This window comes from Sediminibacterium sp. TEGAF015 (assembly GCF_025997995.1).
GTDB lineage: Bacteria > Bacteroidota > Bacteroidia > Chitinophagales > Chitinophagaceae > Sediminibacterium.
This window is the reverse complement of record NZ_AP026683.1, coordinates 1,796,041-1,822,054: the sequence shown is the minus strand read 5'-3', so window position 1 is coordinate 1,822,054 and position 26,014 is coordinate 1,796,041. Positions and strand designations below refer to the sequence as shown.

The window sequence follows — 26,014 nt, the reverse complement described above, 5'->3', positions numbered from 1 at the left end:
ACATTATATATTTCATGCGGCTATATTCTTTAGGTGAAATACAAAAATGGGAGCGTTTTTATCGCGCTAATTTTATTAATTGCCTTTCCGGATTTAAACCGGTAAGCTTGGTGGGAACTGTTAGTAAAGAAGGTGTTCCCAACTTATCTGTTATCAGCAATATTGTACATCTGGGTGCAGATCCTGCATTAATTGGCTATATCAATCGTCCGTTGCCAGCAGCGCCGGATAGCATCCAGAACATTAAAGATGTGCAGCACTATACAGTGAATCATATCACAGAAGATATTTTCCAAAAAGCACATCAGAGCAGTGCCAAATATGAACCTGCAGTAAATGAGTTTGAGGCAGTTGGATTAGCGTCCCAATTTGAGGAAGGTATTCCAGCTCCTTTTGTACAGGAGTCACCTGTTAAGTATCATCTTCAGCTGGTTGAAATTGTTCCCATTTCCCATAATCAGACCTTCTTGGTAATAGGAGCATTGCAGCATGTTTTTCTTAGCGAATCCCTTGTACAAACCGATGGATTTATTGATCTGGAGAAAGCCGGATCTATGTTGTCACTCGGATTAGATGGATATGCCAATGCTACTATGGTGCAACGTCTTCCTTATGCAAAACCTTAGCATACAGTAAAAATTCATGTTGATTTTGAGGGAGCTGAACTGTTTGCAGAAAAGTTAGTCCTTGTTTTTCCAAAACTTTTTTGGCAGCAATATTCTTTTCGGTAGTAATGCCATAGATAGTTGATATAGTTAAATTCTTTTCAACATATTCGAGAATCGTTTGACAGGCTTCTGAAATATATCCTTTGTTTTCATGCTCAGGTAAAATGGCAAAACCAAGATCTGGATGCGTCAAGTCCTCTCTTTTTACCAGACCGCAAATACCAACAGGTTTGCTTGAATGTTTTAAAAGAACCAGGTATAATCCAAATCCATAGGTATGATAACTGGGAATGATTCTGGTGAGTATATAATTGCTGGCAGCTGTTCTGTCTTTTACATTTCTGTCTCCAATAAATTCAATCCAGCCTGATGTGTTCATGAGCTGAAGCATAAATGCCGCATCAATAATACTCATGGGTCTGATTAATAAACGGGCTGACTCTAGTCTGGTCATATTACTGTTATACTTATCTGCCACTGGTGATAATTATTTTAGTAGCAATGTTTTCTATCCCTTTATTGTCTTTTACTAGCACAAGATAAATTCCTGATGCAATTTTTCTTCCATTATAATCGAGTCCGTTCCAAATAGCCTGCCCACCCAGGCTTCTGGTTTGATACACCAATCGGCCATTCAGTTCCGTTATTTTGACGATTGCATTTTCTGTAAGCCCCCTGATAGCAATTTGTCCGCTGAATTGTGGTGGAACTGGATTAGGGAATACAAGAACATTATCCAGTTGCTGCTTCGATTCCGTTGCTGTTGAACGAAAACTACACAACCCATTGAATGTTGCAAAATATACTTCGCCAGTTAATGGATCAATACCAATTTTCTTAACATCATTACTGAATAAAGGACTATTCGTAACTGTAAAATGGTGAATGGTATTTTTTCCATCAGGGCTGATTAACCATGCACCATTCTGGGTGCCGATCCATTTTCTGTTTGCGCCGTCAACGGCAATACTTTGAACTTGCTGACCTTTAAATAAATATCCGGCAAATTGGTCCTGTTGAATTACTGGCAGTATAGCCTCACAGTTGCTGAATGGATTGTCCGTGCACTGAATAATGCCAATCCCATCATCTGTGCCTACCCAAATAGTATTGTCCATGTCCTTTGCCAGACTCAATACATTGTTTGAAGGCAAGTTGCCATTTCCTGCACCCTGTTTAAAAATTTTCCAGCGGTCATCCGTTGCGGATAATAAATTATTTCCATAGTGATATACCAAAAGACCATTGCCTTTGGGGCTTTGAATCCATAACTGACTGTTTTCATCGTCTGAAATAATCTTTGCCAGCGCATTTTCCAAAAGCGTAACTGGGGGTGAAAAACCAGCCCATTCATTATTTTTCGATAGTAATTTTAGTGGTTTTGGTGCACCATAATTACTTATCCATAAATTTTGTTGTTTGTCTAATGCCAAACTACTAACACGATAACTTCCCGGGTCACCTATTGCAGCTTCAAGTGAACTGTTTTGCTTTAATATCTGTATTTGATTGCCTTGTATCTTAATTAGACCTCCGCCATAACTACCAGCCCAGATAGTTTGATTGGCAGGATTGCTGCTTATTGTAATGATGTCCAAGGCGCTATCTAGTATAGGGGTGTTAATGGCTCCGGTATTCTTCCAAACCCCATCAACAAATTCAATAAATCCTTCTCTTCTATAGAGATAATTCCAGGCATTATTTACTGCACCTGTTCCTTGTAGGAACCTGCCATTATTGAAATCCATATCTCCTGATGGAATTCCGTCTGGGCCATTTGGTATAAATCTTTCTATAATATTACTGTTGCTGCTAAATGAAGATAGGCCTCCGAACTGATCAGCAACCCATATTTTCCCATCTGCAGCAATGGCTGACAATGGCAATGAAATAACACCTGGTGCTGCCAATATTTTTTCAATATTCCCGTCTTTATTTAGCATTACCACTTTGGAATTACCGGAGGTTGTTCTGAGGCAAATGCTAATTTTATTTTCAGAAATAGTTGTATTTAGTACGGACCATCCTGCCTCCTGATACAATAATTTCCACTGGTTGTTTTCTTGTATAAATAGGCTATCTCTTTGCGTAATAACGAGCTGATTATTCAGAAGGCCTGTAAAAGAAATATTCCCTGCATAAGGTGTTGGAACTATACCCCAGTTTTGAAAGTTGGCAGGGTTGGTGTTGCTTTTTAAAATACTTTTTAATCCTTCGGCAGTGGCTGCATAATAACGCTGACTGTCTTCTGAAAAAGAATTTATGGTAACCTGATTTCCGTTATTGCCAATTATCCAGGTATCTCTTATTTCGTACTTAATTGTATTAACAACTATTATTCCCAGGCCGGTTGATAAAAATGCATTTCCATTAGAACAGTAAATCGCATTGATTCTTTTATCACCTGCAATATTACTTTTTTGAATATCGCCAAGGTTAATGGTAAGATCATTTTTTAATATATCCAGATTACTGTTTTTGTAAGCTACAATTAGTTGCTGATTAAGTTCATCCCATGCAATTTGCTGTACACCTATATCACTAAGTCGGTTTATCTTATTGTAACGACTAATTTCTGAGTCTTTATCTATGGAGAATACAGCAGCCTCTGTTGCTGTATATATTTTATCTCCTTTTACCACCTGAATGGTAGTTTGATAATTTAAATGATCTCTCCACTGGCCAATAGGAACTGGTGCTTTTTGTGCCGTAACTTTACTAGCCAATAACAGCAATGCAACGATTATATTGACAATTCTGCACATGGTTGAAGTGAGCTTATTCGTGAATATTGGCAATGCCTTGTTTAATAGCGAACAAAACAAGACCAACACGTGTTTTTATTTCCAGTTTTTTAAAAAGGTTGTCTCTGTAATTATCTATAGTTCTAACACTGACACACATTTCATCTGCAATCTCTTTATATGATTTATCTGCACATAGAAGTTCCAAAAAATGGGCTTCCTGCTCGGAAATATTAAGTAATGACTGGGTTTGCTTTCCGTCTTCTTCTTCATTGGAAACATAGTTAATGAGTTTGTCTCTTACCAATTCATTAACGTAAAATTCATTTTTTTGAATTGATTCCATTGCTTCTTTAAAAACATGGGGCTTGCTGTCTTTAATGATATAACCCTTGACTCCATTGCGTAGCATACGAATAATTGCCATATCGTTTGATAGCATGCTTAAGACCAGTATCTTAACTGAAGGAAGTGTTTTTCTTATCCATGCAGCAGTTTCATACCCATCCATTTCGGGCATGGTTATATCTAATAAAACAATGTCTGGTGGATTGTTCTTGTTTACCTTTTTAATAAACTCCAAACCATTACCCGCTTCAAAAATTACTTCGAAGTCGCCCAGCGAATTTATTATTCCTACCAATCCTGATCTGAGTAGTTCATGATCATCTACCAATGCTACCGTTGTCTTCATGCTGTTTTGGCTTTAAGTAAGATATTTACGGTTGTTCCCAGATTGATAACGCTATTGATTGTAACGGTTGCGTTAATCAATCTGGCTCTACTGATTATATTATTAATTCCTACACCTTCACTTGACTCTCTTGCTTTATTTACATCAAACCCAATTCCGTTATCCTTTATTTCTATATTTAGTTGATTGTTTATATTTTTCAAAGTAACCTCAATTGTATTACAGGCAGCGTGCTTTAGTGTGTTGTTTAAAATCTCTTGAATCATTCTGAATAATATGATGTCAACACTTTTGTCAAGCATATCCATGTTCACATCTTCATCAACATGTAAAATTGTTTTATATTTTCCTGTTTTTTCTATGTTATGGAATAGTTGCTCAAGTGATTCAATAAATCCTATCTGGTGAAAATTAGTATTGATCAAGCTATGACTAATATTTCTTAAATCGTGCCATACCTTTTTTAATAAATTATATATTTCATCCTTATCGGTTTCATCTATTTCTTTTTTTAGGTTGGCTATCCTCAGCATGGACAAATAGATAATCTGTACCAGGTTATCGTGAATTTCAGATCCTATGTAGGTTAGTGTCTGATTTTGTATCTCAAGTTGCGATTTGATAATAGTCTGTTCAAACTGATTTTTCATCTCTTCTTTCTCACGTTGATTTTGCCTTTGTTTTCGAAGAAATAAATACAACAGCACCAGCAGGAAAACAGCCAACAGGACAAAAAATACCGAAGAAATTATTATTGTGACGAGAATGTCTTCCTGGTTTTCCGGCATAAGATAAATGCGTATATGAAGGATGAATATAAGACTACATTTAAACTCTGGTTGATCAAGCCATATATCTTTTTACCCTCTTGCTGTAAATCATAGCTTCTTAGGTATTCAAAAAGGGCATTGATTATAACAGAACCCATATAAAATAGCAGTAATCCTGTGCATATCCAGAAGAAAGGCTGTTTGGCCAAAGGATGATCAAGGTGCTCGGGAAGTACTGATTCATAAAAAAACAAACAACAAAATAAGACTACAAAAAAAGAGCCCAATAGAAAAGTATAGGTATGGAAATTATTATAGCCTTGTATATATTGGAGATTCAGGAAAACCATTAAGCAATAAAATGGGATAAATCCAATTGTCAGTTTTTTAAAAACAGTTGTTTTTAAATGTTTTGAAAATAAAAAGGCATAAAATACAAACTCGAATGTGGTAAACACATTAAAGAGGGTATAGTTGCGAATCCCTTTGGTTAATAACCAATAACCAATAAGTTCCACTGACAGCGTAATAAATAAAAACGGTAAAAAATACTTAAAAGGAGTGTTTTTCAACGTTTTATATAATAGTATACAAACTAAAAAACTGCTGGCTTGCACCAGCAGGTAAATATTGAATAGAAACATTCTTAGGCTTTAGTGTGAAACTACTAAATTATACCCAATTTTAATCAGTCTATTAAGGCCAGATTGAACCATGGTTAAGGTAGTTAGATCCATCTGGAGGTGCACCTGGATCTCCAGTATTTTGACTTCTGAAATTGCCACTAGAGCTTTTCTTGTTGTTTCCTAAGAAAAATACAGAAACACGACCTTTGTATTCAGGTTTGGGAGCAGTTTTTTCATCGTATTGACCAAAATATACATAAACCTTATCTGATTTATATTTGGTTTTAATTTCTTTCACAAATTTTTCAATGTCTTCTACATCAAAAGCTACATATTCCGTGAAATTGTTGCCTTTGTAATTTTTTCTATAAGTTTCCTGCATTTTGGCTGCATCAGACTCTGAAATTAATCCATTGATACTAGCATTGGTATTGGCAGATCCAACAAGATTCATTTCAGCATCTTTCTTGTTCGATTGTAATGGATTTGATTCCGTTTCTGCTTTTTGACAGGCCGCGAAACTTAGCGATGCGATTACTCCCAGGGCTAGAAAGCGTTTTGAGATAAGATTTTTCATAATAAGCGATTTTATTGTTTGCAAGGATTGTGAATGTAAATTAATTCAGTAAAGCATACAAAGTATCATATGTTTTAATATTAATAAAAATTTATCTTTCTAAACAATTAAAAATCAAATTATTAAATTTACCACTACAAAAAATAGGGTGAAATCACGTGGTACATATATATAAGAGTACCACAGTTTATTAATCGTAAGCAAACAACCTTTACGGCATCAATGGGCTTATTTCATCATTCAAGCCTGTTTTGGTGATTATATGGATAAAAATCAAGTATTCCCGGGACAAATAAGCTGTGCATTAGAAGCTTTGAAATCATTTTTCACGCTATCCCAGAATGCACTTTTTTTAGCGAGTCAGCAAAAGCAAGAATTTCTGTTTTACAATAGTCATTTTAAAGCTTTGTTCAGTGATGATACTAGCGCTGAAACAATCATTTCCTTTGATTTATTATTTCAAATGGTTCATGATGATGACAGACATCTATTGGAAAAATTACTCACTTCTCCTGATCCTATGTTCTTTAATCCTGAAGGAGAAAATATTCGATTTGTAACTAAACATCTCACAAGTAAAGTGTACAATGTGCGATGCGGAAAAATGATATTGGATCATAATGTGAATTGTGTTACGGGTATCATGACAGATATGTCAGATATTTTGTGGTTTGAACATCAGCAAAAGAAAAATGATAAAACATTTCGCGAATTGTCTTTTATCACTTCGCACGAGTTAAGACATGAGTATGCCAAAATTCAGTCAATAGTTCAAGTGCTTGACAATCCTGAGATTAATGTGAGAGAAAGGAATGATATGATCAGTGCGGCTAGAAAATCTATACAGGTAATCAATAGCACTATTTTTAAAATAAACCACAAGCTTTCCTTTAATCAAACAGACGGGTATTTTAATTTTTACAAAAGAAATCAGCAGTACAAAAAAGTGATTCTGATTGACGATGATGCATTGACAAATATTATCAATAAACGGATTATACAAATGGTAGATCCGAATATGGAAGTGATGGTTTTTGATACTATTTCATCTGCTGAAACTTTCTTGCAGGCTAATGATCATTCCGGAGAATTTTTAATTCTGCTTGATGTTAATTTCCCATTTAGTAGTGGATGGGATTTTCTGCTTCATTATCAACATTATACAGTGAACTCAAAAGTAATTGTGCTGTCTTCTTCTATTGATACTTACGATAGAGATAAATCCCGTGAATTCCCTATGGTAGTGGATTATATAACAAAGCCACTTTCTTTGGAAATGGTAAAAGAGATTTTTAATACTTACAGATAGATATATTTTTTGATTGTTCTGGCTGTGATAATCCAAAGAAGCATAATCAGAAAAATTCCTGTAATAGCAGTTGAAATAGAAATAAAGGAAGGAATAAAAATTGCCTGTGTTTCAAGGAGGTTTTTCAATATGAATTGAAGCGTGCTTACAAGCAAAATGCTTGCTAAAATGCTTAATAGATTTCCTGGAAAAAAACGCCGGAATAAAAATCTGGAGAGTTGAAAAGGAGAGGCCCCAAGTATAATTAACAGGCCAATTTCCTCCTTGCTGTTTGCAATGTTTAGCTGAATAAAAAGGGTAAATATTAACAATGAAAATATTAGCATAATTAATCCGGTGAATCCTGCAATACTTACAACTGTATCTATAATCTTTCTGTACTTGCTGAATCTTAGTTTATCGTCATTCGTGTCCAGATTGTTTTCTTTAAAAAACCGGGAAATGGCAGGATTCGATGGGTCTTTTGTTTTAATTACTAACCTTGATACTGCGTTTTTTTCAATGGTTCCTGCATATTGATTACCCCATTGAATAAATTGTGTTGGAACCAGCATTGAAGCGATCCGGTCACTGAATCCCACAATTTTTGCATTAAAATGAACAGGCTCCTTGTCACTATAAACCGTAATTTTAAAAACAATCATTTTTACTATTTCCGGACTTAGTTGTGGTAAATTTTGTGAAATAGAAAATTGAAAATTATAGATGTCTAAAAACATATTAGGTACAATTACCGGAACAAAATCCGCATCGGGCCTCCAGCTAAAATCTATGTTTTTAATATCTATAAATGTATTCGGAATACTTTCAAATGAAATATCTGTGTAGAATGGGAACCGGTCACTTATACTCTGTATACTGGCTTTAAACCGGCTTGGCGAAAGTAGACCAATCTCTTCAGTAAATGGCTGCTCTTTAAGTTTCGAAAGCAAAGTACTGTCTATGACTGTGTTCCCAATCGTTTCATTGTTGAGTATTTTGTTTATTACTAGGAAATCACCAATACTATCTTTATTGGATGAATTGTTTAACAGAAAATCGTAATTACTCTGTATTTGTATAGCAGTAAACAATAAAAATATAGCAATCGTTAATCCCAATCTGGCTACTAATATTTTTGATTTGCCTGATTGATTAAGAATAAGTTTCCTAAGTAGACTGTGAAACAATATTATAGATTTAAGCTTTCCTGATAATCAAAATACATATCCAGATCCAGGTCGGTAATAATCAATCCGGCACCTCTTTTTAAACATTCTGCCTGAATAAGTTGAGCGGCCTTTTTTTTATTGTTGATGTCTAAATGACTGAATGGTTCATCAAGAATAAGAAAATCAAACGGTTGCATGAGTGCCCTTAAAATGGCAATTCTCTGTTGCTCCCCATAGCTGCAAGTTCCAGCAGGTTGATCAAGTATAGATTGAAGTCCCAGGGCATCAGCCATACATTCAATCTCAGCTGCTTTCACAGCTGTTGTATGCATGCTTCTTTTCAATTCAATGTTCTCGCTTGCTGAAATGGCTGGAAATAATTTTAAGTCCTGAAATACGATACTCCAATGGGATTGCCTTAGTCTTGACAATTCAATTGGATTGATGGTTGCCAGGTCCTGTTGATTGTAACTGATTCGGCCAGAATAATTTTTATTTAAGCCATATAGTATATGCACAAGGGTAGTTTTCCCTGTACCACTGGGGGCAGTTATTTTTATATTCTTCCCTTTTTCAAAACTGATTTTCTGCCCCCATATATCAGATTTTGATATGGAAGGTCTGTCAGCAATGGCTTTTGGAACTACAAATTCTAATTCGAAATTCATTAGTTGGCCCTGATTACAGTTGGTATACTGGAAGGGAAAAGCTTTTCTTCCATCTCTTTTTCCCTTTTGGCTATGCTCCTGGTATCAACTGCAATATTTGTAAGTAAACTCACTAAAGTTACTAGACTGTTTTGCTTTTGGTTTAGCATGTTGATTTCTAAAACAGAAACAATTTTATTGTCATTATAATTTTCTGACGAGCCTACTATATCCTTGATTGTATTTCTAGCTGTTGACACGGAATTATTATAGCCACCGGAACTGTCTTTCAGGAATCCATTTAATGTGTTGGCTATATCTACATACATAACAGTAGACTTTCCCTTGAAATAATCAAGCGCTTCTTTATTAATAGTTGATTTATTGCCTCCCGTTTTATATTGAGCGTAAGTTAATGAGTCACTTGCAATAATAATCCCCTGTTCGTTGGCAACCAGATAAATGCCCATCTGTCCGAATAATTCTGCTGATTTGAATTCGTTGCCAGCTTTTCGGATGAATCCCTGATCGGCTATTTTATTCATCAGTTTCAAGAAATTTTCTTTGTTTCCTGCTGGAATATTTAAAATCATTTTTCCAATCGGTTTCTTATTTACCATAGCCAATTCGTCTTTTCTTTTATCAGGTTCATTGGCACCAATTCCTAGGTCTGAGATTACAACAGCAATATCTCCTTTGATTGCTCCATACATTTCAGCGGCACTAATCCCTGATTTGGCTAAAATTTGATTTAAAAGGCTCTCTACTTCCAGCTCTTTCAGCAGTCCTCCGAAAATCTGTGGATTAAATGATGCCATTATAATTGCATTGATGTTCTGAGAGGGATACTGGTCAATTAGGGATGTATTTACAGTAGGTCCAGCGTATTTTTTCAAAATGCTGCTTAATAATGGATTGGTATGCGTAACCGATTTGGCAATTATTTTGCCCTCGTCAAAGCTCAGCGTTGCAGTAGTGTAATTATTGCTGATTAGCTCTTCTAGCTTCGGTAACTGCAGCGGCATTCCGCTCAATACATTGAGTGTGCTTCCTGAGCTGGCAAAGAAATATCCTTCTGATTTTTCAGAAAACATTTTGCCAAATTCTTTTACAGATGCTAAAGATGATGACTCTTTCTGCGTGAAAAGTTTGGTGAGTTCTTCAAGTACTTCCTTCTTTTTATCCTTTTTCTCTGGGATAACAAAACGCATATTCACTGAATCATAATAGGGAATTATTTTGTTTTCATAAAACATGACTAAGGCATGCTTATCATTCCAAGCCAGTACATTATCATTTGATAAGCTTAGGTAATCGAATTCCTTATTTTTTTCAATAGCTGTTTTACGCTCCCATTTTAATTCAGCAATGTATTTTTTAAAAGCAGCACTGTCGGTAAGGCTGAAAAGAAGATTGTATACGTTTGCTTTTTTATTTTCCTCCTGGAAAAAAGTAAAGAAGTGAATTTTCTCACTCCAGTTAATTCCTGCTGCGTTTCTAAGGTCAGCAATCTTCTGCTGGTCTTCCTTGCTGGTTGAATCTTTTTCAAACCCGGCAGCCCAAAGGCTATCCAAGCTTATGCCTCCATTCTGAAGCTTATTTTTTAGTGCCTCCGGGTCAATACTTATAACAACAGCAGCATCTTTAGGAATTAATCTGCTCTCTTTTGGGGCTTTATTGCTGCAGGAAGTAAATACAAGGCCAAGTACAGCAACTGACAAAATATGCGTTAAACAGCGTTTCATGTGCAAAGAATTATTCCATGAAGGTAATTCTTGCTGACAGATTTATATAGAAATATGATGTTAATTCATAATTGCCTGATAAATGGCCTCCTGGATATTTGGACGCACATTCATTCTCCCGAATAGTGTATTGTTCCTGGTTGGGGTTACCCTGTTCGACAGGAAAATATACACTAAGTCTGCATCAGGGTCTACCCAAACGCAGGTGCCGGTAAATCCGGTATGCCCAAAAGTGTTTGGTGAAACAAATCGGGAAGGATAGGGGTCTTTTCGGCTATCGTTGTCTTTTTCTGGTTTATCAAAGCCCAGTCCTCTACGGCTGATATTGCTATTATAAGCAGTAAAGTTTTTAATGGTAGAAGGCTGCAAAAATTGTTGGTTGTTGATGGTTCCCCCATTTAATAACATCTGGTAAATTTTAGCCAGGTCGTAGGCGTTGCTGAAAAGTCCGGCATGACCTGCAATCCCCCCGAATAAAGAAGCCCCTTCATCATGTACATCCCCGCGCATCATTTGTTGTCTGAAATGTTTTTCATCTTCAGTAGGAACCAGGGTATTTAAAGGGAAATAGTTTCTGGGAGTAAATCCTGTGGTAGTCATGCCCAATGGATCGTAGAACATTTGTTTGGTGTATGCATGGATATTTTTTCCGGTAACAGATTCTACAACTGCGGCCAGGAAAATAAAATCATTGTCGCTGTAAATATAGTTGCCAGCAGGAGTTAGTGGACTAGAGAGAATCCGCTGATAAATCGTGTCTTTCCAGTCGTTTCTTAGATATAGATTTTCTGCAACCCTTGTATTGAATCCTTCTGATGCTTCAGCTCTGAAATAAGCTGGTAATGGCTTGCCATTCACACTATCAATTAGTTCTTTATAGAAAGTAATAAAAGATTTCAGCCCAGCCTGGTGAAGTAATATGTCTTTTATTTTTAAACCGGCTTTATCAGAGTTTCTGGTCATGGGGAGGTAATCGCCTAAGGTTTTTTCAAGATCTATTTTTTGTTCCTCTACCAGCTTCATGATGGCCATAGTTGTAGCGGATACTTTGGTAACAGAAGCCAGATCGTAAATCATGTCTTTGTTTACTGATTCTTTCTTGTCTGTATTGGTATATCCAAATGCTTTGTGGTAAGCAATTTTGCCCTTTCTTGCTACCAATACTACGCATCCTGGAACAGCGCCTTTGGTTACAGCATCATTGGCTATAGAATCTATTTTGCTAAGCTTGTTGGCATCCAGGCCTACTTCCCAGGGCTGTACTTTAGGGAAATAATGCTGGTAAGTAATGGAATTGCCATATACTAGTTCAGGTGAAATGCTTACTGGTAAAATCCCTTTTGCATCTGCTCTTCCAGAGAGGATATCAAAGGCAGTTTCCTGTGTAATATCATCGTCTTCATAGCATGCAATGAGGTTAGGCGCATTGGTTGAGTTGGCAATTGCATAGGGATTTCCAAAATAAAGCGTTACTGTCTGGAAGGATTGTAATCCGTTCAGTAAATACACAGCAGCATTGTTCAAACCAAAATTTTTTGCAGGCCTTCTGCTATAATTGTGCATACCTACAATTACAAGGTCGAAACCTTGTTTTTTAATTTTTTCAATCAACTGTTTTGCTGAACTGCTGTCTGCTTTATCAGCAGGAATCTGATTGGCAGACATATCATCCATTAATTGTTTGCCAACACTGGCTCTTGTTCCAAATAAGTAAACAGTTGCATTATAGGTTTTACTTAATTCTGTTGAGATTGTGTTTTCTCCGGGTGCTCCAATGGCAACATAGGCAATTTTCTGCCCCTTTTTTATTGGGAAGGAAAGATTGTTTTCTTTTTTTAATAGCGTGATGGCATTTTTACTCAATTGCGTTTTTATCAAATTGGTTTGAACATTTAAGTCGTTTACCAGATTGGTGGTATCAATTTTTGAAATCTTGTTGAGTCCAAGATGATATTTTGCCAGTAAAACTTTTTTTACACTTGCGTCAATGGATTCCCAGCTCAATCTTCCCTCGTCAATTGCCTGTTTGATTTTAGTTATTGTACCGGGAATGTCTTCTGGCAAACAAAGCATATCATTTCCTGCAATTAATGCTTCAACAGATGCTTCACCGGAAGGGAAGAATTTGGTAATCCCTTTCATTTCTAGTGCATCAGTGAAACTTAAACCTTTAAATCCAAGTTCGTTTTTAAGCAGTCCATTGATGCTATTTCTGGAAAGCGTTGCTGCTCTGTTGGCGCTGCTATCCAAAGCCGGAATAAAGAGATGCGCAGTCATCATACTGCCCAGGCCTGCTTTGATTAATTCACGGAATGGATATAATTCCAATTCATCCAGTTGTGCTTTTGATTTATTAATTACTGGAAGATCATAGTGACTATCCACTGCTACATCACCGTGACCTGGAAAATGTTTGCCGGTTGCCATTACCCCTACATCCTGCATGCCGCGCATATAGGTTGTTCCAAAAAGGGCTACTTTAAACTTGTCTTCTCCAAAGCTTCTGTCGTTGATAACAGGATTCAATGGGTTGTTATTGATGTCGATATCTGGCGCATAATTAACGTGAATCCCCATTCTTTTACATTGCTCGCCTACTGCTTTGCCAAACTGATAAATCAGATCGGCATTGCTAACTGCCCCCATCATTAATTGTCTTGGAAAATTGATTACACTGTCTAAGCGCATACCCAACCCCCATTCGCCGTCGATACTAATCATCAAGGGGGTTTTAGCCAGCGATTGGTATTTATTGGTTAAGAGGGCTTGTCTTACCGGACCTCCCTGGAAAAAACAAAGACCACCCACATTGTATTTGCGGATAGTCTCAGTTACTTTGGCTACATGATCTTCACCCAGGTTACTATGGGCCCGAATGATCATCAGCTGCGCAATTTTTTCGTCTTTATTGAGCTTTTTGAATTTTTTATTAACCCATTTGATGGCATCAGGCGTTTCTTCATAAAACTTTTGAGCCATCGCATTGGTATTTGCCAATACCAATAACAGTAAGAAGTAGATCCATCTTTTCATACAACGTGCAATTGATGTCACAAGGTATGAAATGCAAGGGATTATTCAGCCTCTTCAGGTGCTTCGGTCAACTCGATTTTTACATCATTTGCTTTCAGTACGCGAAACCATTTTACCATTTTCTTCATGTCGCTTGCGTACACTCTGTCAAAATCCATATCAGGATAAACCTTCTGGAAATAAGCTTTTGTGGCAGCCTGATCTTTTTCAGCAGGTAAATTTTCGGTACTTGCTTCCATAGCCTTGAATACATCAGCCAGGTTTACATTTTCTCTAATGGTGTATACTTCAATACTTTCCAGATGTGAAAAATTGTGAACTCTGCTGCTTACAAATTTGGTGCTGTTGTCATCAAGTGATTTTACAATTGCACCATCATTTTTGCTGCTAATCATTTCAAATAATCCACTCATTCCAGTAACCGATATCAGTTTGTTATATTCCATATCATTAAAATTGAGTTGCAAAGTAAAGGATTTTGTTCTCCCGATGGTTAGGATTGTCCAATTGTTTCCAATGCTCTATCCAATCTTGGTTTTAATTCGGCAAAAGGGGTAAATCCTCTTGCGAGTAGATGGAACTTAGTAGCAGATTCTTGAAGTAGCACACAAGGGAAGCCTGTAACCTGCAATTGCTTTACGAGTGCAAATTCATATTTGGCTTTTTCCTGATACTCCTCGCTGTTCAGCTTCTCATAAAATTCATCAGCATCTATTTCATACTTTTCCAGTAAATGCCGGTAGGCTTCATTGTCTGTTAAATCCCTTCCTTCAAAGTGCAAAGCATATTGTAACTCCGCTGCAAATAATACTTGCTTTTCCGGATGCAATTCTTTAAAAATACATAAGGCAATGGCTGGCTTTTCAGAATTGGGAAACCAATCACTTAATTCAGGGTTATTAATATGCCACAAATAATCAGGTCCGAATGTAACACCGCTGTATTCTTCTACTGTTTTGTAAGCAGATTGAATGTAGGATGCGGTTGCGCTAATATGTACGGGACTTTCGGGTAAAACCATACCCCCCGATAAAACTTCAATTTGTAAATCAGGAAATACGGCTGCCAGCTGTTTCATAACTGGGCTGAAGCCGTAACACCAACCACAATAAGCATCATAACAATAGAATAGTATTGGTTTCATTTTGCAAAAATAGGCAGGGATTCTATAGCTTTGCATATTGTTTTAACAAGTAAATAGTAGGTTATGCCAGGTTTTGAACTTTTTGGTGCTGAGGAAAGAAAGGAAGTAAATGATGTGCTGGAAACAGGTATTTTAATGCGTTATGGATTTGACGGTCCTAGAAAAGGAATCTGGAAAGCCAAAGAGCTGGAGCAGGCTATTACCGAAACTTTCGGTTGTAAATATGCACAGTTAACTTCATCGGGTACCGCTGCACTAACCACAGCCATGGCAGCTTTGGGTATTGGTGCAGGCGATGAAGTAATCATGCCTAGTTTTACTTTTGTTGCCAGTTTTGAAGCAGTATTAAGTGTAGGGGCAATACCAGTGTTGGTTGAAGTGGATGAAACATTGACACTTGATCCTGTTGCAGTTAAAAACGCTATTACGCCAAGAACCAAATGTGTGATGCCTGTTCATATGTGTGGCAGTATGGCCAATCTGGATGCGCTGTCATCCATCTGTAAAGCACATAATTTACTTTTATTGGAAGATGCCTGCCAGAGTATTGGCGGAACCTATAAGGGTAAAGCCCTTGGCACGATTGGAGATGCAGGTACTTTTAGTTTTGATTTTGTTAAAATGATTACCTGTGCCGAGGGGGGAGTGGTAATGACTAATCATTCAGACATCTATATCAAAGCAGACGGATACACCGACCATGGTCACGATCATTTAGGCGTAGACAGAGGTGCTGATTTACATCCATTCATCGGATACAACTATCGAATAAGCGAATTACATGCTGCGGTTGGACTTGCTCAAATCAGAAAGCTGAGTCATTTCCTGGAACTGCAAAAGAAAAACAATCATGCATTGAGGAAACACCTGGAAGCTATACCAGAATTGAGTTTCAGAGTGGTGCCTGAGGGTGGTGATGATAGTTGTAGTTTTTTAAGTTGGTTTTTACCAACTAAAGAACTCACTCAAGCTGTTGTGCAGGAAATGAAGGAGCAGGGAGTACTGGCAGGTAATTTTTACTGGTTCGCCAACAACTGGCACTATATCAGTAAATGGGATCATTTAAAAAATGCACAAACCCTTAATCGTTTAAGTGCCGATCAAACCAATGCTTTGTTGCAATTATCACAGACAGCATTTCCTCAAAGTGATGCCATTATGAGTAGATGTATTTCTACAGCCATCAGTTTGGTTTGGACAGAAGAGCAGATCCAGGAAAAGGGAACAAAAATGGCAGCTATCATCAATAAAGTATTGGGAAAATAATTATTGATTTTTCCCTTCCATTTTATTGACATAATCCAAAGAGCCTAATCTAAAGCGAAAAGGAATTTTGGTTGCTTTTTCCAATTGTAATTCTTTTTTGCAGAAAAAGCCAAGGCCTTTCACATAATGGTCAGGTGGCAATAGTTTAACTGGTTGCTTTTTCAAACTATCCATCTTCTGTAAAAATGAATTGGATGGGATGTTTTTCTGATGAGTTTTCATTAATTGCACCTGAGCATGCATAGCTGCACTCATTAGGGATAAATTCACAAACAAACAAATCCTTTTACGCATTGTCTCGGTATAATTCTGTGTAAATTTACAGCGTAATTATTAATAGATGTCACTCAGTCAATCACTACAGCAAAAGTTACTTCAAAAACTGTCTCCACAGCAGATTCAGTTAATGAAACTATTGCAGGTGCCTACTGCCAATTTAGAAGAAAGGATTAAAGAGGAATTGGAAGAAAATCCGGCGCTTGAACAAGGTGAAGAAGGACATGAAGAAGAATTTCAGGACGATTTAAAAGATGAGTTTGATAATTCAGGTGAAGATGATACGGATCCTGATGGCAGCCTGGAGGAGTATGATAACGTAGATATCAGTGAATATGTGCTCGATGATGACGGAGAAATTGCTGATTACAAAACAAAGGATGACAACTATCCGGAAATGGATGATCAGAAAGTCATACCAATCAAAGTAGAGACCAGTTTTCATGAGATGGTGTTGAATCAGTTGGGAATGCTGGAACTGGATGAAAGAAGTTACAAAATAGCTGAGCAAGTTGTTGGCAGCCTGGATGATGATGGTTACCTGAGAAGAGAGTTGTCTTCTATTGCAGATGATCTTGCTTTCAGGCAAAGTCTCGTTGTTGAAGAAAAAGAAATAGAATCGATAATTGTGCAAATCCAGCAGTTTGATCCTGCGGGCATAGCTGCCAGAGATTTACGAGAATGTTTGTTGCTTCAGTTGAAACGCAAAACAGATGAAGGTAAAAGTGTAGAACTGGCAGTTCAGATCCTAACTAAATACTTTGATGAATTTACCAAGAAACATTACGAAAAAATTCAGAAAAGTCTTGGATTGTCTGATGATCAACTTAAAGAAGTAATTGGCCAGATAATTAAACTGAACCCTAAGCCGGGAGGGAATGTTGGAGAAATGAATAAGGCAGAAACCTATATTGTCCCTGATTTTTTTGTAATCAACAATAATGGTTCGCTGGAGCTCTCATTGAATGCTAAAAATGCACCTGATTTAAGAGTGAGTGAAGGATACAGAGACATGCTAAAGGAGTATGAGAAGGGGAGTAAAAAAGACAAACGACAAAAAGAGGCAGTACTCTTTATCAAGCAAAAAATTGATGCTGCCAAATGGTTTATCGATATGATTAAGCAGCGTCAGGATACACTTATTGGCACCATGGGTGCTATCATGAAATATCAGCAGGATTTTTTCCTGACAGGTGATGAAACTACTTTGCGCCCCATGATCTTAAAAGATATAGCAGAAGTAACTGGACTTGATATTTCCACCGTTAGCCGTGTTGCCAATAGTAAATTTGTACAGACCGAATTCGGGACGTATCGTTTAAAGTTTTTCTTTAGTGAATCACTAAGTACAGAAAGCGGTGAGGAAGTGAGTACGCGTGAAGTGAAGAAGATCCTGAGTGATATGATAGCTTCTGAAGACAAGCATAAGCCTTTTAGCGATGAAGTGTTAACAGAAATGTTGCAGGAAAAGGGTTATAATATTGCCAGAAGAACAGTAGCAAAATACCGAGAGCAATTGAATGTACCTGTAGCCAGATTGCGCAAAGAACTTTAATTATCTATTCATGTCAAATTTATCAGATACCAAACCTATTTTGTCTGAAGCTATAGAGCAGAGACCAAAGCCATTGCTGTTCCTGGCTAAATTTTTGTCATTTGTATTTCATCCATTGTTTGTTCCTACTTACTTTTTTTTATACCTAACTCAGGCTTATCCTTATGAATTTGCAGGCATTACAGAATGGCAACTGAAACTTCGTGTATTCGGTGTTTTCTGGATGACAGCTTTTTTTCCTGCTTTTGCTGTTTTTCTATTGTGGCGATTAAAATTCAGTGATGGTATTTATTTAAGAACGCAGAAGGAAAGAATTGTACCCTATATCATTACCATGTTTTTTTACTGGTGGATGCATTATCTAAGCCGTAATTTTCCAGACCAGCCTATTGTACTCCAATTTTTTTATACTGGAATTTTCATCTGTTCTGTAATGGGTTTGCTTGCCAATAATCAGTTTAAAATAAGTATGCATGCTATGGGCGCAGGGGGATTGGTAACCGCGGTAATATTAACGACTCTCCACTATCAGAAGATGGATGGTGTAGCCATTGCTGCTTCCTTGTTACTGGCGGGCTGCGTTACAACCGCACGCCTTTTGTTGAATGAACACAATACAAAAGAAATTTATACAGGTCTGGCTGCTGGCATCTTAAGCCAGCTATTGTCATATTACTTTGTGATGTAATCTAAGGGCATTGAGTGATTTTTTGTTTCTTTGCAGCTTATCCAAATTAATTTCATGTGGTATAAGGCAGGAAAAGCGATTCTACGATTCAGGGTTAGCTTGTTATTTATATTATTACTTGTTACAGCATTCATGGCATGGCAGGCTTCTAAAGTGCAGTTGAGCTATGACTTCACCAGAGCACTCCCAACCGACAATAAAAAATTTATAGATTATCAGGTTTTTCTTAAAGAGTTTGGTACCGATGGTAATACAGTAGTGATTGGATTGCAATCTGATCGTTTTTTTCAGAAAGATTTTTTCAACGAGGTTTTTACATTGAGTCAAAGACTGAAAAAGGTTCCAGGTGTTAACGGAGTGCTGAGTGTTCCGGATGCCATGAATCTTTTAAACGACGAAGAAAATCAGCAATTGGTGCCCTCCAGAATTTTTAATCCTCCCTATTCCAGTCAGTCAGATCTGGATTCTGCCAGCTTGCTTTTCAATAGCCTTCCTTTTTATAAAACTTTGTTACATGTTCCAGAAAAAAATGCCTACTTGTTGGGAGTAACAGTTAGCAAAGATTCCATCAATAGTAAATATCGTTCTGTTCTAATCAATAATATTTTAAAGGAAACGAAAATTTTTGAAGCCAATACAAAAACGGAGTTGCAAATCAGTGGACTACCTTTTATCAGAACAATTATAGGCGATCGTATTAAAGACGAAATGAACTGGTTCTTAATAGGGTCATTATTGCTTTCTGCAGTTACGCTATTTTTATTTTTCCGCTCTGTAAGTGCAACCATTATGAGTTTACTGGTAGTGGGGATGGGGGTAATCTGGAGTGTAGGTACGCTTGTACTGTTTGGCTACAAGATAACCTTGCTAACAGCTTTAATTCCCCCGTTGGTAGTAGTTATTGGTATTCCTAATTGTATCTACTTTTTAAATAAATACCACACGGCATACAGGGAAAAATTAAATAAGGAAGAAGCACTTGTTACAATGGTTGGCAGAATGGGCATAGTTACTCTATTCTGCAATATTGCTGCTGCCATTGGATTTGCAGTGTTTGCCCTTACCAAGAGTCAGTTGCTTAAAGAGTTCGGAGCAGTTGCAGGTATTAATATCCTTTTGCTTTTCTTTATTTCTTTGTTCTTTATACCACCCGTTCTCAGTTTTCTGCCTGCTCCAAAAACCAAGCATACCAAATATCTGGACAATGCTTTTTTAGCAGCAATATTGGTTCGTATTGAAAAGTGGACTTTTCATCATGCAAGAATAGTTTATCTGGTGACTGCTATAGTAACCATAGTTTCTATTATTGGAATCTTCAGAATAAAGAGTGAAGGATTTATTGTAGATGATTTGCCTAAAGCAGATAAAATTTATACCGACCTTAAATGGTTCGAAGAAAACTTTGGGGGAGTAATGCCACTGGAAATAATAGTGGATACCAAAAAGAAAAACGGATTGGTACGATCGGTTAAGCCAATAGCAGCGATTGATGAGTTTTCAGCATATCTTGATTCTTCAGAATATACTGCAAGGCCTTTATCTTTTGTAGAAGGGCTGAAGTTTGCCAAGCAGGCATTTTATGATGGAGATACTATGAGTTATACAATTCCCTATGAAAGTGATCTTGCTTTTATAGGCCCTTATTTGAGAAGTAAGAATGACACTTTAAAGACGGATTCTCCCAATGCCTTTAATAAACTGGTGAATAATTTTATTGATACCAATAAACAGAAAGCCAGAATCAGTGTAAATATGAAAGATATTGGTAGTGCAAAACTGCCTGCACTACTCACAAAGTTTGAAGCACGTGCCAATGAAATTTTTGATACCACTTCGTTCAAAGTAAGTTTTACGGGTAGTAGTGTAAGCTTTTTAGAAGGGTCTAGTTTTATTATTAATGGGTTGAAGGAAAGTATATTCTGGGCGTTTTTGTTAATAGCATTGTGCATGCTTTATCTGTTTAAATCTTTCCGCATTTTAATCAGCTCACTGATTCCTAATTTAATTCCTTTAGTTGTTACAGCTGGTGTAATGGGTTGGATGGGGATTGCGCTAAAACCTTCCACTGTATTGGTTTTCAGTGTTGCTCTTGGAATAGTGATTGATGTAACGATTCGTTTTTTAATTAACTATAAACAAGAGCTTCCTGCTCATAAAAACCAAGTGAATCCTACATTAATTGCAACTATTCGCCATACTGGTATTAGTATAATTTATACTTCATTGGTTTTAATTGCCGGATTTATCATTTTTAGTTTTAGCGATTTTGGTGGTACTAAAGCCTTAGGTTGGCTTACTTCGCTCACATTGGTGGTAGGGACTATAACGAATCTGGTTTTATTGCCCGTAATTATTTTAACAATTTCAGGATCCAAGAACAGGATGAAAGGGTAATTTTCTGGATAAGCGGATAAAAGTTTGGTTTTGTTGCAGCGTTTTATATTAAAAAACTGCCTAAATTTAACATCTCTTAAACTAAAACTAAATTCGCATGAGAAAACTAGCCGTTTTTTTGACGTGTGCTTTGCTATTTATAGCCAATGCATACGCTCAAACAGCTCGAACAGTTACTGGTAAAGTAACTGATGAAAAAGGGGCACCGCTGAGTGGTGTAACTGTAAGTGCTGTGGGTGCAAACAAAAATGCACTTACAGATAATGCCGGAAATTTTTCCATTCAAGTAACTGAGAAAGTAAGAACCCTTCGTATTAGTTATGTGGGTTTCGATTCCAAAGATGTTAATATCAATGGGCTTTCTTCTGTTAATGTGAATCTTAACCAAGAAGACAAATCACTCAGTGAAGTGGTTGTGGTGGGTTACGGTACACAGAAGAAAAAAGATTTAACAGGAAGTATTGCTAGCGTAAAAGGGGAAGCTTTAGCCAATAAGCCTACACAAAGCTTTGAACAAGCCTTGGGTGGTAGAGCTGCTGGTGTTCAAGTGGTAATACCTAGTGGTGTATTGAACGCACCTCCTGTTTTAAGAATCAGAGGTACGAACTCCATTTCTCTTTCTTCTTATCCTTTGATTGTAGTAGATGGAGTTGCGGTATTTACCGGTGACGGAAGTTCTACCAATGCTGCTGGTAACGTTTTGTCTTCTATCAATCCAAATGATATTGAAAGTGTGGACGTTGCTAAAGACGCTGCTGCAACTGCTATCTATGGTAGCCGTGCCGCGAATGGTGTCTTGTTCATTACTACTAAGAAAGGTAAACCTGGACGTTCTAAAGTAACTGTTGATAGCTGGGTTGGTTATAGTAATCCTCAGCGTTTGCAAAAAGTATTGGATGCGCAACAGTATACCGATTACAAGAATGAAGCCTTGAGAAATGCGGGTACATTCAATGCGGCTACCAACGCTTTTGCTACTACTACAGGACCTGATGGTAAAATTATCAATACCAATTGGGCTGATATCATTTATCGTCAAGGTATTCAACATAGCAATACTATCAGTTTATCTGGTGCTAACGAGTCAACCAGCTATTATTTTTCTGCTGGATATACTGAACAGCAAGGTATCATCAGGAAAAATGATTTCAAACGTTTGAGTTTGTTAATGAATATTGACCACAAAGCAGGTAAGTTCTTTACCATGGGTGGAAAAATTCAATATACTAGTGATAAGAACACTGCTGCTGCAAGTTCTGGTTCATTGGCAGGTGAAGCTTTTAACACGGCCGGTATGGGACGTGTTGCATTGATTACCGCACCAAACGTGGGTCCTTATTTGGCCGATGGATCGTATAATCAGGCCAATGGTTTAATTGGTGTTATGGGTAACAAATTGGGCCAGGTTGGATTTTACAATCCACAGATTGCACTTGATTTAAATAGATCTAACAGTTATGGCGAACACTTAATCAGTAATGTTTATGCACAATTTAAGCCAGTAAATTGGTTAGCGCTAAGAACACAGTATGGTTTGGATTACCTAATGGTTGACAATGATTTATTCTCACATCCTTTGTCAGGTGAAGGTTTTTCTTCTACTGGTTCTGTTACTGCCATTTTCAACAAAAACAAGCGCTGGGTATGGACTACCACTGCACAGTTTGACAAGGTATTTGCTGAAAAGCATACTGTAGGGATTTTGGCGGGTATTGAACACCAGAAATCTGACAATAATAGTTACGGGTTAAACCGCGTAACGGTTTCTGACCCTGCATTTACTAATATTCAGGGTGGATGGGCAACACCTAATGCATCAGGATTGGGTATTGGAGAAAACTATTTATATTCTGAATTTGCCCGTGCACAATATAACTACAACAGAAAGTATTTCTTAACTGCTAACGTGCGTAGAGATGGTGCTTCTCAGTTGGGTGCAAATAGTAAGTATGGTACTTTCTGGGGTGTTTCTGCCAGCTGGGATGTGCTTACTGAAAAGTTCATTCAGAACATGAAGTTGGACCAAGTATTCAGCAGTTTGAGATTGAGAGCTAGCTATGGTAAAGTAGGTAATATTGGTGGCTTAGGTAACTTTGCTTCCTTATCATCTTATGGTTCTGGTTTATATGGTGGTTTTGCTACCGTAGCGTACAGCCAGGCAGGTAACCCTAACCTTACTTGGGAAACCAGTAAGAAGACAGATGTCGGTTTGAACTTTGGATTGTTCAACGATCGTTTGACAGCTGAAGTAGGCTACTATAACAGTAATAATGATGGTTTATTATTATTTGTACCGCAACCTCCATCTGCTGGTTTGCCTTCTAGCATTCCTACCAATATTGGTTCTATGTACAATAGAGGGTTTGAATTTGATTTGAAATACAATGTGATTCAAAAGAAGGATTTTAGCTGGACTACTTCATTTAACTTGTCTACAAACGATAACAAAGTATTATCGTTGGCTCCAGGTATTAATAGCATCGTTTCTTCTACTAGCGGTTTGGAAAATCCTAGCATTACGATTCCCGGTCAGCCAATTGGTATGTTATTCGTTACCAGAACTGCTGGGGTTGATCCTGCAACTGGACGCAGAATTTTCATCAATAGCCAAGGTCGTCAGGTATTCTTTCAACACGTAGCTCCTGCTGGTCAGTCTCGTTTTATGTACGCTGATGGATCTGTAGCTCCTACCGTAAGTAGTGCGGACGCTGTTGTGTACAAGAATACACATGCGAAAATTTTTGGTGGTTTCGAAAACAATATTCGCTTCAAGAATTTTGAATTAAATGCATTGTTTACTTACCAAATGGGCAACTACTTGTATTACGGAACTCAGGCTGGTTTAAGAGATCAGCGTTTCTGGAACAACGAAGTAGGGGTATTGAACAGATGGCAGAAGCCTGGTGATGTAACGGAGTTTCCTAAACCAGTGTTTGGTGACAACGTTTCTAACGGTTCTTCTTTCCCGCTTGATATCAACGTATTCAAAGGAGATTTCATTAAGTTAAGAACTTTAACCATTGGATATAATCTTCCTAAATCTTTATTAGATAAAGCTAAAATTTCGAATGCCCGTTTCTACGTTTCTGGAAACAACTTGTTAATTATTACCAAGTATCCGGGTCCAGATCCTGAAGTTTCTTCAAACGGTAACGGTACTACCAACTTTGGTATCGACAGAAATACAGTAGCTAACCAACGCACCATTACTATTGGCTTAAATGTTGGATTCTAATTGTTAAACTATTAATTCAGAAAAATGAAAAAGAACCTATTATATATTGCAATGGCTGCGGGGTTAGTTCAACTGACTTCTTGTGCCAAAGATAATTTTGTGAATCCGGTTCCTACCAATGTCATTTCTGACCTTACTGCTTTTGATAGCAAAGACAGAATTGAAGGGCAGGTAAGAGCAATTTATACCTCTATTAAAAATGCAGGAATGTATGGCGGTCGTTACCAGATATTTAATGATATCCGAGGTGGCGATTTCATGAACGATAGAACCAACGTTGTAACAGGATTTGACGTTTGGAACTATACACCATCTAACAGTTCTACTAACTCTGTACAAAACCATTGGTCAAGGGCTTACTATGTTATCAATTTGGCCAACGTATTCTTAGACGGTATGGCTACTAAGGGAACTGCAATAGTTGGTGCATCTGTTTCTAATAACTATCAAGCAGAAGCCCGTTTGTTAAGAGCCATGAGTTACTATTCTTTGTTGCAATTGTATGCACGTCCTTTCTGGGATGGGAATGGATCTAAGCCAGGTGTTCCTTTGCGTTTAAAAGGAAATACTGGTTCTGATAATTATGCACAAGCTAGAGCAACGGTTGCAGAAGTGTATACTCAGATTTTAGCCGATTTAAATTTTGCTGAAACCAACTTGCCATTAACCAATAGCAATGCATTAAATAACACTATTCGTGCACATAGAAATACTGCTATTGCTTTAAAAACAAGAGTGTATCTAAGTATGCGCCGTTATGCTGAAGTTATTACTGAAGCAAATAAAATCGTAAGTGCAACTGCGCCATTTACAGCAACTTCAGGTGTTGCTCATGCATTGCAAGCCGATGTAACCAACGTGTTCAAGGCACCCTACACTACAACAGAGTCAATTTTGTCAATGCCATTTGCTTCAAATGAAACACCCGGTGGACAGAATCAACTTGGTTATTATTATGGTCCTGCATCTTTTAATGGCGGTAATGGTGAGTATTCTTTATTACCTACAGGAATTATTGCAGACGCTGGATGGAAATCTACTGACAAAAGGAGAACCATGGTAGGTGTTTTCGGTGGTAAAAGCTATTTAACAAAATATAGTGTTGCTTCAATCTTTACCGATTATGCTCCTGTGATTCGTTATGCAGAAGTGTTATTAAATTTGGCAGAAGCTCGTGTACGTTCTACTAATACTGTAGATGCACAAGCGATTGCATTATTGAATGCTGTTCGAGGTCGTTCTGATGCTTCAACTGTATTTACAGCTGCTGATTTTGCAAATGCAGATGCTTTGGCAAATGCCATCTTAACTGAAAGAAGAATTGAATTCTTAGGGGAAGGATTAGCTGGAACAGACTTAACTCGTTTAGGATTGCCATTACCTGCGAAACCTGGTGTTGCTGCAATTGCTGCAACTGCTCAGCAGTATATCTGGCCAATTTCTTCAACTGAATTGTTGTTGAATCCGCTTTGTGTAGATAATTAGTGAATAC

At 37.3% G+C, this 26,014-nt stretch carries 20 protein-coding genes; 8 read left to right on the top strand and 12 right to left on the bottom strand.

Annotated features, from left to right (window positions below; all coding sequences use genetic code 11):
• Positions 1 to 14: 14 nt before the first annotated feature.
• Entirely contained in the window at positions 15 to 626 is a 612-nt protein-coding gene (locus TEGAF0_RS08225) for a flavin reductase family protein (RefSeq protein WP_264897633.1), read from the top strand.
• Here the strand turns inward: TEGAF0_RS08225 and TEGAF0_RS08220 are convergent.
• From TEGAF0_RS08220 to TEGAF0_RS08200, 5 genes are all read right to left on the bottom strand, one after another.
• The gene (locus TEGAF0_RS08220) at positions 592 to 1,146 is read right to left on the bottom strand and encodes a GNAT family N-acetyltransferase (protein WP_264897631.1); all 555 of its coding nucleotides are present in this window, start codon (positions 1,144 to 1,146) and stop codon (positions 592 to 594) included. The two genes, TEGAF0_RS08225 and TEGAF0_RS08220, sit on opposite strands and share 35 nt — an antisense overlap.
• Complete coding sequence (porZ, locus tag TEGAF0_RS08215; protein WP_264897630.1) at positions 1,136 to 3,433, bottom strand: type IX secretion system anionic LPS delivery protein PorZ; 2,298 nt, start codon at positions 3,431 to 3,433, stop codon at positions 1,136 to 1,138. The genes TEGAF0_RS08220 and porZ overlap by 11 nt, the downstream gene beginning before the upstream one ends.
• 13 nt (positions 3,434 to 3,446) lie before the next feature.
• Entirely contained in the window at positions 3,447 to 4,106 is a 660-nt protein-coding gene (locus tag TEGAF0_RS08210; protein WP_264897629.1) for a response regulator transcription factor, read from the bottom strand.
• Positions 4,103 to 4,894, bottom strand: a complete 792-nt coding sequence (locus TEGAF0_RS08205) for a sensor histidine kinase (RefSeq protein WP_264897627.1) — start codon at positions 4,892 to 4,894, stop codon at positions 4,103 to 4,105. Before TEGAF0_RS08205 ends, TEGAF0_RS08210 begins: the two co-directional genes overlap by 4 nt.
• Before the next feature lie 678 nt (positions 4,895 to 5,572).
• Positions 5,573 to 6,079 carry a hypothetical protein gene (locus TEGAF0_RS08200; protein WP_264897625.1) on the bottom strand — a complete coding sequence of 169 codons (507 nt, stop codon included), beginning with the start codon at positions 6,077 to 6,079 and terminating at the stop codon, positions 5,573 to 5,575.
• Positions 6,080 to 6,341: 262 nt separating this feature from the next.
• Between TEGAF0_RS08200 and TEGAF0_RS08195 the strand changes: the two genes are divergently transcribed.
• Positions 6,342 to 7,388, top strand: a complete 1,047-nt coding sequence (locus TEGAF0_RS08195; RefSeq protein WP_264897624.1) for a response regulator — start codon at positions 6,342 to 6,344, stop codon at positions 7,386 to 7,388.
• On the opposite strand, the gene TEGAF0_RS08190 is transcribed toward TEGAF0_RS08195, so the two are convergent.
• Genes TEGAF0_RS08190 through TEGAF0_RS08165 form a run of 6 tightly spaced genes read right to left on the bottom strand, consistent with a single transcriptional unit; the run spans position 7,379 to position 15,108 of the window.
• Positions 7,379 to 8,557 carry an FtsX-like permease family protein gene (locus TEGAF0_RS08190; protein ID WP_264897621.1) on the bottom strand — a complete coding sequence of 393 codons (1,179 nt, stop codon included), beginning with the start codon at positions 8,555 to 8,557 and terminating at the stop codon, positions 7,379 to 7,381. The genes TEGAF0_RS08195 and TEGAF0_RS08190 overlap by 10 nt on opposite strands.
• Before the next feature lie 2 nt (positions 8,558 to 8,559).
• A complete protein-coding gene (locus TEGAF0_RS08185; protein WP_264897619.1) occupies positions 8,560 to 9,207 on the bottom strand; it encodes an ATP-binding cassette domain-containing protein in 648 nt (215 codons plus the stop codon).
• Positions 9,207 to 10,931: a DUF4836 family protein gene (locus TEGAF0_RS08180; RefSeq protein ID WP_264897617.1), complete on the bottom strand. Its 1,725-nt coding sequence runs from the start codon at positions 10,929 to 10,931 to the stop codon at positions 9,207 to 9,209. Before TEGAF0_RS08180 ends, TEGAF0_RS08185 begins: the two co-directional genes overlap by 1 nt.
• 60 nt (positions 10,932 to 10,991) lie before the next feature.
• Positions 10,992 to 13,964 (bottom strand): glycoside hydrolase family 3 N-terminal domain-containing protein, encoded by a 2,973-nt coding sequence (locus tag TEGAF0_RS08175; RefSeq protein ID WP_264897616.1) that lies wholly within the window; start codon positions 13,962 to 13,964, stop codon positions 10,992 to 10,994.
• A gap of 41 nt (positions 13,965 to 14,005) precedes the next feature.
• Positions 14,006 to 14,410: a DUF5606 family protein gene (locus tag TEGAF0_RS08170; protein WP_264897615.1), complete on the bottom strand. Its 405-nt coding sequence runs from the start codon at positions 14,408 to 14,410 to the stop codon at positions 14,006 to 14,008.
• 47 nt (positions 14,411 to 14,457) lie between these two features.
• Positions 14,458 to 15,108 (bottom strand): DsbA family protein, encoded by a 651-nt coding sequence (locus tag TEGAF0_RS08165; RefSeq protein ID WP_264897614.1) that lies wholly within the window; start codon positions 15,106 to 15,108, stop codon positions 14,458 to 14,460.
• A 63-nt stretch (positions 15,109 to 15,171) separates the two neighbouring features.
• Here TEGAF0_RS08165 and TEGAF0_RS08160 point away from each other — a divergent pair, with 63 nt between their 5' ends.
• Positions 15,172 to 16,374, top strand: coding sequence for a DegT/DnrJ/EryC1/StrS family aminotransferase (locus TEGAF0_RS08160; protein ID WP_264897613.1), 1,203 nt, complete (start codon positions 15,172 to 15,174; stop codon positions 16,372 to 16,374).
• On the opposite strand, the gene TEGAF0_RS08155 is transcribed toward TEGAF0_RS08160, so the two are convergent.
• Entirely contained in the window at positions 16,375 to 16,668 is a 294-nt protein-coding gene (locus TEGAF0_RS08155; RefSeq protein ID WP_264897612.1) for a hypothetical protein, read from the bottom strand. It lies immediately after the preceding gene.
• 46 nt (positions 16,669 to 16,714) lie between these two features.
• On the opposite strand from TEGAF0_RS08155, the gene rpoN reads away from it, so the two are divergent.
• The 5 genes from rpoN (at position 16,715) to TEGAF0_RS08130 (ending at position 26,007) form a co-directional block, all read left to right on the top strand.
• The gene (rpoN, locus tag TEGAF0_RS08150) at positions 16,715 to 18,205 is read left to right on the top strand and encodes an RNA polymerase factor sigma-54 (RefSeq protein WP_264897610.1); all 1,491 of its coding nucleotides are present in this window, start codon (positions 16,715 to 16,717) and stop codon (positions 18,203 to 18,205) included.
• A 10-nt stretch (positions 18,206 to 18,215) separates the two neighbouring features.
• Positions 18,216 to 18,893 carry a hypothetical protein gene (locus tag TEGAF0_RS08145; protein ID WP_264897609.1) on the top strand — a complete coding sequence of 226 codons (678 nt, stop codon included), beginning with the start codon at positions 18,216 to 18,218 and terminating at the stop codon, positions 18,891 to 18,893.
• Between the two features lie 54 nt (positions 18,894 to 18,947).
• Positions 18,948 to 21,287, top strand: a complete 2,340-nt coding sequence (locus TEGAF0_RS08140; RefSeq protein WP_264897608.1) for an efflux RND transporter permease subunit — start codon at positions 18,948 to 18,950, stop codon at positions 21,285 to 21,287.
• Between the two features lie 97 nt (positions 21,288 to 21,384).
• Positions 21,385 to 24,522 (top strand): SusC/RagA family TonB-linked outer membrane protein, encoded by a 3,138-nt coding sequence (locus TEGAF0_RS08135; RefSeq protein WP_264897607.1) that lies wholly within the window; start codon positions 21,385 to 21,387, stop codon positions 24,520 to 24,522.
• A gap of 24 nt (positions 24,523 to 24,546) precedes the next feature.
• Complete coding sequence (locus tag TEGAF0_RS08130) at positions 24,547 to 26,007, top strand: RagB/SusD family nutrient uptake outer membrane protein (protein ID WP_264897606.1); 1,461 nt, start codon at positions 24,547 to 24,549, stop codon at positions 26,005 to 26,007.
• Positions 26,008 to 26,014 lie beyond the last annotated feature (7 nt).

What these genes read in the sequence shown, in the direction of transcription:
- TEGAF0_RS08205 (WP_264897627.1), bottom strand. Translation starts at nt 4,894, where the DNA reads ATGCCGGAAAACCAGGAAGACATTCTCGTCACAATAATAATTTCTTCG.
- TEGAF0_RS08210 (WP_264897629.1), bottom strand. Translation starts at nt 4,106, where the DNA reads ATGAAGACAACGGTAGCATTGGTAGATGATCATGAACTACTCAGATCA.
- TEGAF0_RS08175 (WP_264897616.1), bottom strand. Translation starts at nt 13,964, where the DNA reads ATGAAAAGATGGATCTACTTCTTACTGTTATTGGTATTGGCAAATACC.
- TEGAF0_RS08170 (WP_264897615.1), bottom strand. Translation starts at nt 14,410, where the DNA reads ATGGAATATAACAAACTGATATCGGTTACTGGAATGAGTGGATTATTT.
- TEGAF0_RS08185 (WP_264897619.1), bottom strand. Translation starts at nt 9,207, where the DNA reads ATGAATTTCGAATTAGAATTTGTAGTTCCAAAAGCCATTGCTGACAGA.
- porZ (WP_264897630.1), bottom strand. Translation starts at nt 3,433, where the DNA reads ATGTGCAGAATTGTCAATATAATCGTTGCATTGCTGTTATTGGCTAGT.
- TEGAF0_RS08140 (WP_264897608.1), top strand. Translation starts at nt 18,948, where the DNA reads ATGTGGTATAAGGCAGGAAAAGCGATTCTACGATTCAGGGTTAGCTTG.
- TEGAF0_RS08180 (WP_264897617.1), bottom strand. Translation starts at nt 10,931, where the DNA reads ATGAAACGCTGTTTAACGCATATTTTGTCAGTTGCTGTACTTGGCCTT.
- TEGAF0_RS08155 (WP_264897612.1), bottom strand. Translation starts at nt 16,668, where the DNA reads ATGCGTAAAAGGATTTGTTTGTTTGTGAATTTATCCCTAATGAGTGCA.
- TEGAF0_RS08145 (WP_264897609.1), top strand. Translation starts at nt 18,216, where the DNA reads ATGTCAAATTTATCAGATACCAAACCTATTTTGTCTGAAGCTATAGAG.
- TEGAF0_RS08195 (WP_264897624.1), top strand. Translation starts at nt 6,342, where the DNA reads ATGGATAAAAATCAAGTATTCCCGGGACAAATAAGCTGTGCATTAGAA.
- TEGAF0_RS08225 (WP_264897633.1), top strand. Translation starts at nt 15, where the DNA reads ATGCGGCTATATTCTTTAGGTGAAATACAAAAATGGGAGCGTTTTTAT.
- TEGAF0_RS08130 (WP_264897606.1), top strand. Translation starts at nt 24,547, where the DNA reads ATGAAAAAGAACCTATTATATATTGCAATGGCTGCGGGGTTAGTTCAA.
- TEGAF0_RS08135 (WP_264897607.1), top strand. Translation starts at nt 21,385, where the DNA reads ATGAGAAAACTAGCCGTTTTTTTGACGTGTGCTTTGCTATTTATAGCC.
- rpoN (WP_264897610.1), top strand. Translation starts at nt 16,715, where the DNA reads ATGTCACTCAGTCAATCACTACAGCAAAAGTTACTTCAAAAACTGTCT.
- TEGAF0_RS08200 (WP_264897625.1), bottom strand. Translation starts at nt 6,079, where the DNA reads ATGAAAAATCTTATCTCAAAACGCTTTCTAGCCCTGGGAGTAATCGCA.
- TEGAF0_RS08160 (WP_264897613.1), top strand. Translation starts at nt 15,172, where the DNA reads ATGCCAGGTTTTGAACTTTTTGGTGCTGAGGAAAGAAAGGAAGTAAAT.
- TEGAF0_RS08165 (WP_264897614.1), bottom strand. Translation starts at nt 15,108, where the DNA reads ATGAAACCAATACTATTCTATTGTTATGATGCTTATTGTGGTTGGTGT.